The organism is Streptomyces sp. NPDC107654, assembly GCF_055639035.1.
In genome coordinates this window covers 61,567-75,383 of the sequence record NZ_JBVKBI010000012.1, presented here as the reverse complement: position 1 = coordinate 75,383, position 13,817 = coordinate 61,567, and the positions used below count along the sequence as shown (strand labels likewise).

Sequence of the window (13,817 nt, the reverse complement as noted above, 5' to 3'; positions counted from 1 at the left end):
GCATGCCCGTGATCCCCCACCCTCTCAGTTCGCGCCAGCACTTGGGGGCCGGTGACCGGTCCGTGACCCGGTCACCCTGGGGGATGAAGATGCCGACCAGCTGGGCGCGACAGCCCGGCGGGCCAACGGTCCGCACGGACGGTGATTGGCCGGATTCCTGCCGTAGGGGAAACAACGGGGGGCGGGCAGCGCCGGACGCGTGGGGGCGTCCGGCGGCGCCCGCCCCCCGGGGAGGCGGTCCGGGCCGGTCAGGTCACCCGGCCGCCTGGCTGGTGGCGCCGTCCCGGGCGGTGACGGGCGCCCACTTGTCGACGAGGCCGGGGTGCTGCCGCAGCCAGCCGCGCACGGCGTCCTGCTCCTTGCCCTTGCCGGACTTCTGGATCTGCGCCTCCAGGCTCGTCAGCTGCTCCTCGGTCATCGAGAAGTCCTTCAGCCACCGGCCGACCTGCGGGTTGTCGGCGGCGAAGCCCTTGCGGGCGAGGGTGTGCACCCCGTCGCCCCGGCCCCAGGCGCCCTTGGGGTCCTTGAGCTTCTTCAGGTCGTAGTCGCTGTACGCCCAGTGCGGCGACCAGAGGGTGACGACGACCGGCTCCTTGCGGGCGTAGGCGCGCTTCAGCTCGGCGAGCATGGCCGGTGTGGAGCCGTCCACCACGTCGTAGGCGCCGTCGAGCCCGTACTCCTTGAGCACCCTGCTCTTCAGCAGACCCATCATGCCCGCGCTGGGCTCGATGCCGATGATCTTCCCGTGGAACTCGGAGGCGTGGCCCTTGAGGTCCGTCAGGGAGTTCACGTCCTTGACATAGGACGGGACGGTCAGCTCCAGGGAGGTGGGTCCGTACCACTTGCCGAGGTCGTCCAGCTGCCTGCCGTACTTCGTCCAGTACTCGGCGTGGGTGGTGGGCAGCCAGGAGTCGGTCTGGAAGTCGAGCTGGCCGGTGGCCAGGCCGGTGTAGAGGGGGCCGGCCGCGTACTGGGTCGTGGTGACCTCGAAGCCGCGTTCCTCCAGGAGTTCCTTCCACAGGAAGGTGGAGGCGATGCCCTCGTCCCAGGGGATGTAGCCGATCCGGATCTCCTTGCCCTTGCCGACGTCCGTGCCGGAGGCCTCGGAGGTACCGGCGGAGGAGCCGAAGATCCCGAGTCCGCCGGCGACTAGGGCGAGGACGACGGCCCCGGTCACGGCGACGGCCGGGCGCGGGCGGTACGACCACGCGCGCGTGGGGGCCTTCGCGGCGGCCCTGCGGCCCAGCGGGGAGAGCTGGGTGCCGAGCGCGCCGGTGACGCGGTCGAGGTAGATGGCGAGGACGACGATGCCGACGCCCGCCTCGAAGCCGTAGCCGATGTCGAGCCGGCCGATGGCCTCGTTGACGGCGCCGCCGAGGCCGCCGGTGCCGACCATGCCGGCGATGACGACCATGGACAGGCCGAGCATGATCACCTGGTTGACGCCGGCCATGACGGTCGGCAGGGCGAGCGGCAGCTGGACCCGCCACAGGATGTCGCGCGGGCTGGTGCCGAACGCCTCGGCGGCCTCGACCAGCTCTGCGTCGACCTGGCGGATGCCCAGCTCGGTCATGCGGACGCCGGGGGCGAGCGCGAAGATCAGGGTGGCGACGACACCGGCGGCGGTGCCCAGGCCGAAGAAGAGCATCGCCGGGATCAGCAGCACCATCGAGGGCATGGTCTGGAGCAGGTCCAGGACCGGCCGTACGGCGGCGCTGACCGCTTTGGAGCGGGCGGCCCAGATGCCCAGCGGGATCGAGATCACCAGGGCGATCACGGTCGCCACGAGGACCAGGGCGAGGGTGGACATGGCCCGGTCCCACAGGTCGAGCGAGTCGACGAGGGCGAACCCGGCGAAGGCGAGGACACCGGCGAGCAGCCCGCGCAGCCACCAGGCGAGCACGGCGAGGATGCCGGCCGTCAGCAACGGCTGGGGGGCGGCGAGTACGGCGTCGATGCCGTCGTACATGCCCTCCATGACCGCCTTGACGGCGTCGAAGAGCCAGGAGAGGTGATCGACCAGCCAGGAGACGCCGGAGTCGACCCAGTCGCCGAGGTGGATCCTAGGCACGGCTGATCACCTTGCCCTCCGGGTTGTCGCAGGGTGCGGGGCCGGCCGTCTCCTCGCCGAGGAAGCCGACCAGCCGCTGCCGGGGGACGACACCGATGACGCGGTTCGCCTCGTCCACGACGGAGACGCGGTGGGACAACCGGGCGCTGATCGCGCACAGCCGGGTGAAGGGGGTCTCGCGGGTCGCGGTCTCGCAGCCGCACAGCGGGGCGTCGGCCGTGACCGAGGTGTCCATGAGGGCACCCGCCGTCAGCACCCGGGAGCGGTCGACGTCCTGGACGAAGGAGGCGACGTAGTCGTTCTCGGGGCGCAGCAGGATGTCCTCGGCGGTGCCGGTCCGGACGATCCGGCCGTCGCGCATGACGGCGATGCGGTCGCCGAGCCGCATGGCCTCGTTGAGGTCGTGGGTGATGAAGACGATGGTCTTCTTCAGGGTCTTCTGCAGTTCCAGCAGCTGGTCCTGCATGTCGCGGCGGATGAGCGGGTCCAGGGCGCTGAAGGACTCGTCCATCAGCAGCACGTCGGCGTCGGTGGCGAGCGCGCGGGCGAGGCCGACGCGCTGCTGCATGCCGCCGGACAGCTCGTCGGGCCAGGACGTCTCCCAGCCGGCCAGGCCGCACAGGGCGAGCGCCTCGTCGGCGCGGCGCTCGCGCTCGGCGCGGGGCACGCCCTGCACTTCCAGGCCGTAGGCGGCGTTGTCGCGGACGCTGCGGTGCGGGAACAGCGCGAAGTGCTGGAAGACCATGCTGATCTTGTGGGAGCGCAGCTCGCGCAGCGCCCGGTCGGACAGCGCGGCCAAGTCCTGCCCGTCGAAGCGGACGCTGCCCGCGGTCGGCTCCAGCAGCCCGTTGAGCATGCGCAGCAGGGTGGACTTCCCGGAGCCGGACAGCCCCATCACCACGAAGATCTCGCCGGCCGCGACGCGGAACGACGCGTCGATCACGGCGGCGGTCGCGCCGTCGGCGCGCAGCTCCGTCCGGTCGGCGCCCTCGCGCAGGCGTTCCACTGCTTGCTCCGGTCGTCTGCCGAACACCTTGAACAGGTGTTCCGCCTCAAGCCTGGCTGATGACACGCGGACCTCTCGTCTGGCGGGGACAGGACAGAGGCGGCGCCTCCCCAGGTCAAGCCCGGGCAAACCCGCAAGTGGCCCGGTTCACGGCAGTGCGCGTCACGCAACGCGTTCCGGGAGCCGGGGCCGCTGTCGGTGGCGTGCGGCATGATGCGTGCGTGACCGGACGACTCATGCTTCTCGACACCGCCTCGCTGTACTTCCGCGCCTATTTCGGCGTCCCGGACTCCGTGAAGGCGCCGGACGGCACGCCCGTCAACGCGGTCCGCGGGCTGCTGGACTTCATCGACCGGCTGGTCAAGGACCACCGGCCGGAGCACCTGGTGGCCTGCATGGACGCCGACTGGCGCCCGCAGTGGCGGGTGGACCTGATTCCCACCTACAAGGCGCACCGGGTCGCCGAGGAGCACGAGGGCGCGCCGGACGCGGAGGAGGTGCCGGACACCCTGGCCCCGCAGGTGCCGGTGATCGAGGAGGTGCTGGACGCGGTCGGCATCGCGCGCGTCGGCGTCGCGGGGTACGAGGCGGACGACGTGATCGGCACGTTCACCGCGCGCGCGAAGGGCCCGGTGGACATCGTCACCGGCGACCGCGACCTGTACCAGCTGGTGGACGACGCGCGCGGGGTGCGGGTGCTGTATCCGCTGAAGGGCGTGGGCACGCTGCAGCTGACCGACGAGGCGGTGCTGCGCGGGAAGTATGGCGTCGACGGGCGCGGGTACGCGGATCTGGCGCTGTTGCGCGGCGACCCGAGCGACGGCCTGCCGGGCGTGGCCGGGATCGGCGAGAAGACGGCCGCCAAGCTGCTCGCCGAGTTCGGCGACCTGGCCGGGATCATGGCGGCGGTCGACGACCCGGGGGCGAAGCTCACGCCGTCGCAGCGCAGGCGGCTCACCGAGGCCCGGCCGTACGTCGCGGTCGCGCCGAAGGTGGTGCGGGTGGCCGACGACGTGCCGCTGCCGGACGTGGGTACGGCGCTGCCGCACGCCCCGCGCGACCCGGCGGCGCTGGAGGAGCTGGCGCGCAGGTGGGGTCTCGGCGGCTCCCTGCAGCGGCTGTTGACGACGCTGGCGCGGTGAACCCGAGCGGAATATTCAGGTAAAGCGATCACGCAGGGGGCTCGGAAAGAGGGGTGGCACACCGGAGCGAGATGCTAACTTAGGTAAACCTAACCAACCTCGCAGGAGGCCGTGATGGCAGAACGTCCGGGACGAAAGCCGCGCAAGCCCCAGACCGCCCAGGTGGTGCGCACCGAGCGCCTGACCCCGCACATGCAGCGCGTGGTCCTCGGCGGCGAGGGCCTGGCCGGATTCGCCGCGGACACCTGCACCGACCACTACGTGAAGCTGCTCTTCGGCGCCGACGGGGTCACCTACCCGGAACCCTTCGACCTGGAGCGGATCCGTGCCGAGTTCCCCCGCGAGCAGTGGCCGGTGACCCGGACGTACACCGTGCGCGCCTGGGACCCGGTCCGGTGCGAGCTGACCCTGGACTTCGTCGTCCACGGCGACGAGGGCCTGGCCGGCCCCTGGGCTCTGCGCGCACAGCCCGGCGAAACGGTTCGCTTCATGGGCCCCGGCGGCGCGTACACGCCCGACCCCGCCGCCGACTGGCATCTGCTCGCCGGTGACGAGAGCGCGCTGCCCGCGATCGCCCGCGCCCTGGAGGCCCTGCCCGCCGGCGCCCGCGCCCACGCCTTCGTCGAGGTGTCCGGCCCCGAGGAGGAGCAGAAGATCGACACCGAGGTGCAGGTCGTCTGGCTGCACCGCGGGGACCGCCCGGTCGGCGCGGCCCTCCTGGAGGCCGTACGCGGCCTGGACTTCCCCGAGGGCCGGGTGCACGCCTTCGTCCACGGCGAGGCGGGCTTCGTGAAGGAACTGCGCCGCCTGCTCCGGGTCGAGCGGCAGATCCCGCGCGAGGACCTGTCCATCTCCGGCTACTGGCGCCTCGGCCACAACGAGGACGGCTGGCAGGCCTCGAAGCGGGACTGGAACGCCCGCGTCGAGGCCGAGCAGGAGGGCGTGGCGGCAGCGGCGGCCTGAGCGGGCCCTCAGGGGGCCGTCCGGTTGATCCTGCCGAACGGGATGTGCACGCTGGGCGTGGTCCGGGCCGTGCTCTCCAGATGGGTCACCTGGTCGTCGAAGAAGATGTGCGGGTCCAGCACCCTCATCACCGCCCCCTTGTCGACGCCGCCGAGGAAGAAGGCGTCGTTGACCCGCAGACCCCACTCCTTGAGGCTGTTCACGGCACGCTCGTGGGCGGGGGCGTTGCGCGCGGTCACGATGGAGACGCGGACCCGGACCGCGTAGTCCGGATCGCTCGCCCGCCGCTCCTCCTCGCGGCGCTGTATCCGGTTCACCCCGGCGAGGAAGTCCCGCAGCGGCCCGGGATCGTGCGGGGTCGCCGCGTGACGGGCCTCGTGCGCGCGGAACTCCTCCAGTCCGTCGGCCTGGTACACCCGCTCGGCGGCGTCGCCGGCGAGCACCCCGTCGAAGTCGAACGCCACCCGCAGCTCCCGGTCGGCGAGGTCGTCCGGGTACGCCCCGCCGCGGACGTGCCCCGCGGGCAGCCCGGCGGCCACGGCCTCGCGCACGTCGTCGCCGTTCGCCGACAGGAACAGGGACATGTTCAGCGCGGGCATGAACGGGTACGGGGAGCGGCCCTGCATGAAGACGGCGCGGGTGATGGGCAGGTGACGGTCCCGGATCGAACCCATCACCCGCAGGCCGGTGTCCGGGTCGTTGCGGGAGAGGATGATGACCTCGACGAGCGGATCCCCCGGCTCGCCCAGGTCGTTCAGCGACAGCAGCCTGCGGATGAACCCGAAGGCGACACCCGGCTGGAGCGTGTTGTCCCGGTTTTCCTCCTGGTAGGCCCGGTACGCCTCCTCGCCCTGCTCGCGGAAGACCGCGTCCGACTCCCGCAGATCGAACAGGGCGCTGGAGGCGACACCGACGACGAGTCGGTTCGCGAGGTCGTAGGCCGGCATGTCGTCCATCCTCACACCGGCCGGCCCCTACGGCGTCACACCGACCGCTGGTACGAGCGGAAGGTACGGATGGACAGCCCCACCGCCGCGACCGCCAGAGCGAGCAGCGCGCCGCCGCGGCCCAGGACGTCGTCCCGGTGGGGCTGCCCGGACAGCGCCGAACGGCCCGATGTATCGCGTATGAGGCGCTCCACAAGGGAGCGGCCACGCCGACGGATACGACGGCATACGACGGCTCAGTCGCCCCGCACCCGCGCGTGCAGGTGCATGTCGTGCCAGCCGTCCTGGTGGTTGAGGGCGCTGCGCTTGGTGCCCTCCAGAACGAAACCGGCCTTGCCGGCCACCCGGCAGGAGGCCTCGTTGGCGGTGGCGTGCGTGAGCTCCAGGCGGTGGAAGCCGACCTCCTCGAAGGCCCAGTGGGCCAGGGCCGCCGTGGCGCGCGCGGCGACACCGCGGCCCCGGGCCCGCGCCACCGTCCAGTACGCCACCTCCGCGACACCGTCCCCCAGCAGCATCTGGCGCAGCGCGACCCGGCCCAGCAGCTCGTCCGAGGCGCTGTCGACGACGGCCCACTGCGCGTCGCGCTCGTCGGCCCAGCCCTGCTCCCACTGCGCGATCCAGCCGGCGGCCTCCTCGGCGGAGTCACAGGACCTTATGTGCCACTGCCGCAGCACCGGGTCCTGGAAGGCGGCGTGCACGGCGGGCGCGTCCTCGGGCCGCCAGGGGCGCAGGACCAGGTCGTCGTCGGCGGGAACGGTGGGCTGGGGCGTACGGGCGAGGGTGCCGGGTGTCATGACCGGGCTGGTGAGGTACGGCATGGTCGACATCCTGCCGAGTGCGGTGACCGGCGGCCCACCCCTTTTCGTCCGCCGCACGGGTGACCGCGCCCCCGTACCCTTGACCCCGATGAGACGCCGTACCCCGCCCCCGCCCGCCCCGCTCCCCCAGCGCCGGGGAGTCGACCCCGTACGGGTACGGCTGCCGGCGGACGGAGCCTGGGCCACCGTGCGGGAACATCTCGTGGAACGGCTCACGGGGGCCGGGCCCGGGATGGTCGAGTCGATGTTCGCCGCGGGGCTGGTGGTGGGGGCCGACGGGCGGGCCGTGGCACCGGACGCACCGTACCGGCCGGGGATGTTCGTGTGGTTCCACCGGGAGCTGCCCGCCGAGGTGCCCGTGCCGTTCCCGGTGGAGGTGGTGTACCGGGACGAGCACATCGTGGTGGCCGACAAGCCGCACTTCCTGGCCACGACCCCGCGCGGCATGCACGTCGCCGAGACCGCGCTGGCCCGGCTCCGCCGCGAGCTGGACATCCCGACGCTGACGGCGGCCCACCGGCTGGACCGGCTCACCGCCGGACTGGTGCTGTTCACGGTACGGCCCGGGGAACGCGGCGCCTACCAGCGGCTGTTCCGGGACCGGCGGGTGCGCAAGGAGTACGAGGCCGTGGCGCCGTACGATCCCGCGCTCACCCTGCCCCGGACCGTGCGCAGCAGGATCGTGAAGGAGCGCGGGGTGCAGGCCGCCCGGGAGGTCGAGGGCGAGCCGAACGCCGAGACCCGGGTGGAACTGACCGGGCACCGGGCCGGCCTGGCCCGCTACCGCCTCCTCCCGGCGACCGGCCAGACCCACCAGCTCCGGGTCCACCTGAACACCCTGGGCGTCCCCATCCTCGGCGACCCGCTGTACCCGGAGGTCACTCCCCCGGTGCCGCCCGGCGACTTCCGACGCCCCCTGCAACTGCTCGCCCACACCCTGGAGTTCACCGACCCGGTCACCGGTACGGCCCACACCTTCACCAGCCGCCGCAGCCTCCGGGCGTGGACGTCGTACGACGCCTGGGCAGACGGCCGGCCGGACCCACGGACGACTTGCCCGGGTTCCACGGACGACTGACCAGGGGTCGGGGGTGGCCTGCCCGGGTTACGTGCACGGCTGGCCAGGGGCTGGGGGTGGCTTGCCCGGGTTCCACCGACGCGAACCAGGGGCCGGGGGTGGCATGCCCGGGTTCCGTGGACGGCTGGCCAGGGGCGGGGGGCGGCTGGCCAGGGTTGGGGGGCGGCCTGCCCTGACTCGCCAGCGGCCGGCCCGGGCCCGCGGGTGGCTAGCAGGACCCGCGGGCGGCCGGGCGGAGGCCGCGGGCAACTGACCCAGGCCCGCAGGCGACTTGCCCTGGCCCGCAGTCGGCGCTGGACCACGGACGGCTGGCGGGACACCCGTGGTCAGCCCGCCCGCACCCGCAGGCGACTGCCCGGGCCGGCGAGCGGCTGAAAGGGACCCGCAGGCGGCCGGCCAGGGGCCGCACGTGACCACCCCGGACCCGCAGTCGGCCGGCCCGGCCCCGCAAGCGGCTAACGGGACCCCGGACGACCAGCCCGGACCCACGAGCGGCCAGCCTGATCCGCACGACTGCCCCGGCCCGCGAGCGACTACCCGGACCCGCAGGCGACCGGCCCAGGCCCGCGGCCAACTGGCACGGACCCCGGCCGACCAATTCCGGACCCACAACCGACCAACCCGGATCCGCATGCGACCACCCCGGATCCGCGAGCCGTCGGCTCGGGCTCCCGAGTGGCTCACGGGCCGCAGACGACCAGCCCAGGCCCGCGCGCGATTCCCCGGACCCGCGGGCGACCGGCCCGGCCCCGCCCGCGCGCGACCAACGGGCCCCGCGGACGGCCGACCCGGGTCCGCACGCGACTACTCCGTACCCGCAGGCGGCCGGCCCGGGACACACGAGCCGCTAACGGCACCCGTGGACGACCGGCCCGGCCCCGCGGACCACTGGCCCGGGCCCGCGGCCGACCCGGCCCGGGCCGGCCCGCAGCCGCTCCCGGCCCCCGAGCGGCCAGCGGAACGCGCAGGCGGCCCGCCCGGTCTCACTCCCCGCGCCACCACGCCAGCAGTCGGCGCCACAGGCCGCGGGGGCGGAGGGGCTCCGGTGCCGCGGGGGGCGGGGCCGGGGCGGGGGTGGGGGTGGGGCGGGGGGTGGGCTGGGGGGCGGCGGGGGGTGTGGGGTCGGTGCTGAGGGTGCCGACCTGCCAGTGGGAGCGCTGCTGCGGCAGGGGCATGGCCTGCGGTGGCAGGTCGACGTCCTGCTGCGGCTTGGGTTCGAAGCGGACCGGCAGGGCCACCAGGTGCCGGGAGGCGATGGACGACCGCCAGTGCAGCTCCTCCTCGGCACAGTCGAGCTGGATGTCGGACAGCCGCGTGAGCAGCGCGTCGACGCCGACGTCCGCGATGGCGCGGCCGATGTCCTGGCCGGGGCACTCGTGCGGGCCGCCGCCGAAGGCGAGGTGCGCGCGGTTGCCCTGCATGCTCGCGGACAGGTCGGGCCGTACCCGCGGGTCGACGTTGCCCGGCGCGGGCGCGAACAGCAGCCCGTCGCCCTTGCGGATCCGCTGTCCGCCCAGCTCGGTGTCCTGCTTGGCGTAGTAGCCGAAGACGGTGCTGAACGGCGGCTCGTCCCACAGGGACTGTTCGATCGCCTCCGGCACCGTCATCTGCCCGCCGTTGAGCTGGGCGCGGAAGCCCGGCTCGGTGAGGACCATGCGCAGGGCGTTGGCGAGGAGGTTGGCGGTGGCCTCGTAGGCCGCGAAGAGGACGACCCGCAGGTGTTCGCGGACCTCGTCGTCGGTGAGCCGGGCCGGGTGGGTGATGAGGTGGCTGGTGAAGTCGTCCTCGGGCCGGGCGCGCCGCCGGGTGGTGAGCCGGCTCAGCGCGTCCATGACGTAGGTGTGGCTCTGGATGGCGGTCTCGGTGCCCTTGAGGGCGTCCCGGGCGGCCTGCACCATCCGGTCGTTGTACTCCTCGGACATGCCGAGGATCTCGCACATCACGGCCATCGGCAGGTGCTCGGCGAACTGGGAGACCAGGTCGGCCCGGCCGCGCTCGCAGAAGCTGTTGACCAGGATCTGCGTGTAGCGCCCGATGTGGCGGCGCACACTGCGGTGGTCGATGGTCTCCATGGCCGCGGTGACGGCGCCGCGCAGCCGCTTGTGCTCCTCGCCCTCGGCGTGGGAGCAGATGGGCTGCCAGGCGATGTGCGGCATGAGCGGGTGGTCGGGCTTGACCCTGCCGTCGAGCAGCGGGGTCCAGATCCGGCTGTCACGGGTGAACTGGGAGGCCTGGCGCACCATCTGGAGGTTCTCGGCGTGGCCGAGGACCACCCACATCGGTACGTCGTCGTGGAGCAGCACGGGTGCGACGGGGCCGTGCTCCTCGCGCAGGCGTTCGTACAGGTCGCCGAGGTCCTCCGCGTCGGGGCCGTAGAGCCGGCGCGGCCCGGTGGTGCCGAGGCCGTGCGCGGGGCAGCCCGGCGGCGGGCCGGAGAGGGTGTCGTGTGTGCCGGTGGGTGAGGGGGATTCAGGCGTCACAGTGGTCGCTCCGGGACGGGAAAACGGGAAAGAAGGCAGGGAAACGGAAGGAGGGGCCGGGGTGCGGGGCGCGCTGGTCAGGTGAGGGCGGCGCGGGACAGGGCGATCGCGTGCAGGAAGCGCATCAGGGTCATCAGCACGTCCTTGCTGGAGGCCCGGCGGCGCACGTCGCACTCGATGATCGGGATCTCCGGGCCCAGATCGAGCGCGGTACGCAGTTCCTCGACGGCGTAACGGGGGGCGTCCGGAAAGGTGTTGACGGCGACGACGAAGGGCACGCCGCCCTCCTCCAGCCGGCCCATGACGTCGAAGCTGACCTCCAGGCGCCGGGTGTCGACCAGGACGACCGCGCCGAGCGCGCCTTCGAACAGGCCGTTCCACAGGAACCAGAAGCGTTCCTGGCCGGGGGTGCCGAAGAGGTAGAGCACCAGTTTCTCGGTGATGCTGATGCGGCCGAAGTCCATGGCCACGGTGGTGGCCGTCTTGGAGTCGGAGCCGTAGTCGTCGTCGACGCCGATGCCGGCCTGGGTCATGGTCTCCTCCGTGGTCAGCGGTCTGATCTCGCTGACCGAACCCACCATGGTGGTCTTGCCGACGCCGAAGCCGCCCACGATCACGATCTTCACCGCGGCCTGCGCCGTGTGCGGCAGGTGGTCCTCGGTGCGTGGTCCGGGGAGGGTGTCAGAGCCGTTGAAGTCCATGCATCACCGCTTCGAGGAGGGAACGGTCGGGGAGCGCCTGGCGGACGACGGGGGCGTGCGCCTGCACCAGTTCGGCCGTGATCAGCTCGGTGATCAGGACGGTCATCGTGCTGAACGGCAGTCGGAGGTAGGCCGACAGCTCCGCCACGGAGAGCGGGGCCTGGCAGAGCCGGAGCACCGCCGCCTGCTCCGGGGTGGCGGAGACCGGTGGCGCGCAGCGCGCCATGATCAGGGTCACCAGGTCGAGTTCGGCGCGGCCGCCCTCACCGGATCCGGTGACGGAGTACAGCCGTTCCGGGATGGTGCCCTGCCCCCGGCCGGCCGCCGCCTCGGCCGTCTCCGCCGCGTCGGCCGCCTCGGCGGCCTCGGCCGACGGGGGCTGCGGCAGCTCGTACGGCTGTGGGAGGTGGTGCGGTGCCGGAGGCTCCGGGGCCGGCGGAGGCTGCGGCCGGCGCCGCGTGCGTCGTGGAGGGGTCATACGGTCTGCCCGTTCCGCCGGGGCGGACTGGTGAGATGGCCGCCGATCCGGACGACGAGGTCGCGCATCATGCCGCTCATCCGCCCCGGCTCGCACGTCACGTCCGAGAGCACCGCGAGGTAGGCGCCGGGGCCGGCGTTCATCAGATAGAAGTAGCCGCCCTCGATCTCGAAGACGACGGTCTTCATGTCGCCGGCGCCGGGCAGCTCCTGGATGATGGCGCTGGCCAGGCTCTGTACGCCGGCACAGGCGGCGGCCACCCGGTCGGCGGCGTCGGGGTCGCCGCCGTAGCGGGCGATGCGCAGTCCGTCGGCGGAGAGGACCACGATCATCTCGATGCCCGGCACGCCGTCGTTCAGCTGCTTGAGCATCCAGTCCAGGTTGCCTCGCTGCTGGATCACTTGAGGTCCCCCTCGTCGTCGGCCTCGGTGACGCCCTCGGTGGCGCCTTCGGCGGAGTCGGCCGAATCGTTGAGCAGATGCAGGTACTTGGTGGGGTGGAGCGTGAAGTCGGTCAGTTCGTGGGTGGGGGTGTCCGGCGGCATGCCCTTGCGCAGGCCGTTCCAGAAGTCCTCCATCCACATGCCCGGCGGCCGTTCCCTGAGCTTCTTGATCTCGGGGTCCATCTCGGGCTCGGGCTCCGGTTCCGGCTTCCGCTGGGTCCAGACGGACGGCCGGCCCTCGCGTTCGGCGCGTTCGATGGCGGCCTTCTCGGCGTACCGCTGGCTGAGCGGGGTCTTCATCCGGCTGCGGCGCTGCGGCAGGCCGCCCGCGGTCCACTCGGTGACCTCGGGGACGTCGTCCGTCAGCGAGATGCCGGCGGGGATCTTGGGGCTGGTGGGGCGGCGCTTCTTGGCCGGGCGCTTGGGACCCTCGACGGCGTCCGCCGTGGGGATCTGGGCGGCTGCGGCGCCGATGCCGTGGGCCTGCACGGCGCCGACACCGGGCTCGGTGGTCGTCATGACGCGCGGGACGACGAGGATGGCGCGGACGCCGCCGTACGCGGAGGCGCGCAGCGAGACCTCCATGTCGAACCGCTTGCACAGGCGGCCGACGACGGCGAGGCCGAGGCGCGGGTTCTCGCCGAGGTTGTGCGCGTCCTCGCCGTTCTTGGCGTCCTCGATCATCCGCTCGATGCGGGCGCGGGACTCCTCGCTGAGACTGACCCCGCAGTCCTCGATCTCGATGACGACGCCCGACTGCACCTCGACGGCGGTGACGTGCACCTTGGTCGTGGGCGGCGAGTAGCGGGTGGCGTTGTCGAGGAGTTCGGCGGCGGCGTGGATGATCGGCTCGACCGAGGTGCCCTTGATGTTGATGTTGACGATCGAGGCGAGGTTGATGCGGCGGTACTCGAGGATGCGCGACATCGCGCCGCGCAGCACGCTGTAGAGGGAGACCGGCTGGGGCCACTGGCGGCCGGGCCGCCCGCCGCCGAGGACGGAGATGGTGTCGGCGAGCCGGCCGATCAGCGAGGTGCCGTGGTCGATGCGCAGCAGGTCGTCGAAGACCTCCGGGTTGCGGCCGTGGTCCTCCTCCATCTCGCGGAGTTCCTCGGCCTGCTGGTGGACGATGGCCTGGACGCGGCGGGCGACGCTCACGAAGGAGCGCTCGGTGGCGTCGCGCATCGAGATCTCCTGGTCGGCGCCGCGCAGCGCGATGCGTACCAGTTCGCGGTAGCCCTCCGGCAGGCCGCGCAGGGAGGGGTCGGCGTCGAAGACGTCGCGTACGGCGTTGCGGAGCACCTGGCCGCGGCGCAGCCGGTAGAAGCCGTTGGGCAGGATCTCGGTGGCGAAGCGCTCCATCAGCGCGTTGTGCGCGGCGATCCGCTGTTCCAGATACGCGGCGTGACGGGTGTGTTCGGCCTGTGCCTCGCGGAGCAGACGGCCGCGGCGGACGGCCTCCCCGGCCGTGCCGAGGACCAGCAGCACCGCCAGCACTCCGCACACGCCGACGGCGATCCGGGCCGAGGGCGGTACCAGGGCGACGGCGGTTCCGGCCGCCGCGGCCATCACTATGGCCGGCGGCAACAGCACGCGCGCATAGGGCCGTTCACGGCGACCGGGAGGCTTCTGAACACTCACCATGGATGCCTTCTGAGACGAGTCGGCTGGGTGTCGGGGGAGCTTTCGGG

Annotated in this window: 12 protein-coding genes and 1 pseudogene; 3 read left to right on the top strand and 10 right to left on the bottom strand. The window is 72.8% G+C overall.

Annotation, left to right across the window (positions count from 1 at the left end; translation table 11 throughout):
- Positions 1 to 253: 253 nt before the first annotated feature.
- Positions 254 to 2,071, bottom strand: a complete 1,818-nt coding sequence (locus ACZ7N4_RS22010) for an ABC transporter permease/substrate binding protein (RefSeq protein ID WP_471360132.1) — start codon at positions 2,069 to 2,071, stop codon at positions 254 to 256.
- Positions 2,064 to 3,143, bottom strand: a complete 1,080-nt coding sequence (locus tag ACZ7N4_RS22005; protein WP_471360130.1) for a quaternary amine ABC transporter ATP-binding protein — start codon at positions 3,141 to 3,143, stop codon at positions 2,064 to 2,066. Before ACZ7N4_RS22005 ends, ACZ7N4_RS22010 begins: the two co-directional genes overlap by 8 nt.
- Positions 3,144 to 3,298: 155 nt before the next feature.
- Between ACZ7N4_RS22005 and ACZ7N4_RS22000 the strand changes: the two genes are divergently transcribed.
- Positions 3,299 to 4,219: a 5'-3' exonuclease gene (locus ACZ7N4_RS22000; protein ID WP_471360128.1), complete on the top strand. Its 921-nt coding sequence runs from the start codon at positions 3,299 to 3,301 to the stop codon at positions 4,217 to 4,219.
- A gap of 114 nt (positions 4,220 to 4,333) precedes the next feature.
- A complete protein-coding gene (locus ACZ7N4_RS21995; protein ID WP_471360126.1) occupies positions 4,334 to 5,182 on the top strand; it encodes a siderophore-interacting protein in 849 nt (282 codons plus the stop codon).
- Between the two features lie 8 nt (positions 5,183 to 5,190).
- On the opposite strand, the gene ACZ7N4_RS21990 is transcribed toward ACZ7N4_RS21995, so the two are convergent.
- The 3 genes and pseudogenes from ACZ7N4_RS21990 to ACZ7N4_RS21980 form a co-directional block, all read right to left on the bottom strand.
- On the bottom strand, positions 5,191 to 6,129 hold the full coding sequence (locus tag ACZ7N4_RS21990) for a 5'-nucleotidase (protein WP_471360124.1): 939 nt from the start codon (positions 6,127 to 6,129) through the stop codon (positions 5,191 to 5,193).
- 35 nt (positions 6,130 to 6,164) lie between these two features.
- Positions 6,165 to 6,299, bottom strand: a pseudogene (locus tag ACZ7N4_RS21985) (ABC transporter permease); the annotation flags it as partial.
- Between the two features lie 66 nt (positions 6,300 to 6,365).
- Positions 6,366 to 6,947 carry a GNAT family N-acetyltransferase gene (locus ACZ7N4_RS21980; protein ID WP_471360122.1) on the bottom strand — a complete coding sequence of 194 codons (582 nt, stop codon included), beginning with the start codon at positions 6,945 to 6,947 and terminating at the stop codon, positions 6,366 to 6,368.
- An 88-nt stretch (positions 6,948 to 7,035) separates the two neighbouring features.
- On the opposite strand from ACZ7N4_RS21980, the gene ACZ7N4_RS21975 reads away from it, so the two are divergent.
- Positions 7,036 to 8,025 carry an RluA family pseudouridine synthase gene (locus tag ACZ7N4_RS21975; RefSeq protein ID WP_471360121.1) on the top strand — a complete coding sequence of 330 codons (990 nt, stop codon included), beginning with the start codon at positions 7,036 to 7,038 and terminating at the stop codon, positions 8,023 to 8,025.
- Between the two features lie 983 nt (positions 8,026 to 9,008).
- Here ACZ7N4_RS21975 and ACZ7N4_RS21970 read toward each other — a convergent pair.
- The 5 genes from ACZ7N4_RS21970 to ACZ7N4_RS21950 all read right to left on the bottom strand — a co-directional run bounded on the left by ACZ7N4_RS21970 (position 9,009) and on the right by ACZ7N4_RS21950 (position 13,770).
- Positions 9,009 to 10,505, bottom strand: coding sequence for a cytochrome P450 (locus ACZ7N4_RS21970; RefSeq protein WP_471360119.1), 1,497 nt, complete (start codon positions 10,503 to 10,505; stop codon positions 9,009 to 9,011).
- Between the two features lie 77 nt (positions 10,506 to 10,582).
- Complete coding sequence (locus ACZ7N4_RS21965; RefSeq protein WP_471360117.1) at positions 10,583 to 11,206, bottom strand: GTP-binding protein; 624 nt, start codon at positions 11,204 to 11,206, stop codon at positions 10,583 to 10,585.
- The gene (locus ACZ7N4_RS21960) at positions 11,187 to 11,684 is read right to left on the bottom strand and encodes a DUF742 domain-containing protein (protein WP_471360115.1); all 498 of its coding nucleotides are present in this window, start codon (positions 11,682 to 11,684) and stop codon (positions 11,187 to 11,189) included. Before ACZ7N4_RS21960 ends, ACZ7N4_RS21965 begins: the two co-directional genes overlap by 20 nt.
- The gene (locus ACZ7N4_RS21955) at positions 11,681 to 12,085 is read right to left on the bottom strand and encodes a roadblock/LC7 domain-containing protein (protein ID WP_189300217.1); all 405 of its coding nucleotides are present in this window, start codon (positions 12,083 to 12,085) and stop codon (positions 11,681 to 11,683) included. Before ACZ7N4_RS21955 ends, ACZ7N4_RS21960 begins: the two co-directional genes overlap by 4 nt.
- Positions 12,082 to 13,770 (bottom strand): sensor histidine kinase, encoded by a 1,689-nt coding sequence (locus ACZ7N4_RS21950; RefSeq protein WP_471360112.1) that lies wholly within the window; start codon positions 13,768 to 13,770, stop codon positions 12,082 to 12,084. The genes ACZ7N4_RS21955 and ACZ7N4_RS21950 overlap by 4 nt, the downstream gene beginning before the upstream one ends.
- Positions 13,771 to 13,817 lie beyond the last annotated feature (47 nt).

What these genes read in the sequence shown, in the direction of transcription:
- ACZ7N4_RS21980 (WP_471360122.1), bottom strand. Translation starts at nt 6,947, where the DNA reads ATGCCGTACCTCACCAGCCCGGTCATGACACCCGGCACCCTCGCCCGT.
- ACZ7N4_RS21950 (WP_471360112.1), bottom strand. Translation starts at nt 13,770, where the DNA reads ATGGTGAGTGTTCAGAAGCCTCCCGGTCGCCGTGAACGGCCCTATGCG.
- ACZ7N4_RS21975 (WP_471360121.1), top strand. Translation starts at nt 7,036, where the DNA reads ATGAGACGCCGTACCCCGCCCCCGCCCGCCCCGCTCCCCCAGCGCCGG.
- ACZ7N4_RS21990 (WP_471360124.1), bottom strand. Translation starts at nt 6,129, where the DNA reads ATGCCGGCCTACGACCTCGCGAACCGACTCGTCGTCGGTGTCGCCTCC.
- ACZ7N4_RS21995 (WP_471360126.1), top strand. Translation starts at nt 4,334, where the DNA reads ATGGCAGAACGTCCGGGACGAAAGCCGCGCAAGCCCCAGACCGCCCAG.
- ACZ7N4_RS21960 (WP_471360115.1), bottom strand. Translation starts at nt 11,684, where the DNA reads ATGACCCCTCCACGACGCACGCGGCGCCGGCCGCAGCCTCCGCCGGCC.
- ACZ7N4_RS21965 (WP_471360117.1), bottom strand. Translation starts at nt 11,206, where the DNA reads ATGGACTTCAACGGCTCTGACACCCTCCCCGGACCACGCACCGAGGAC.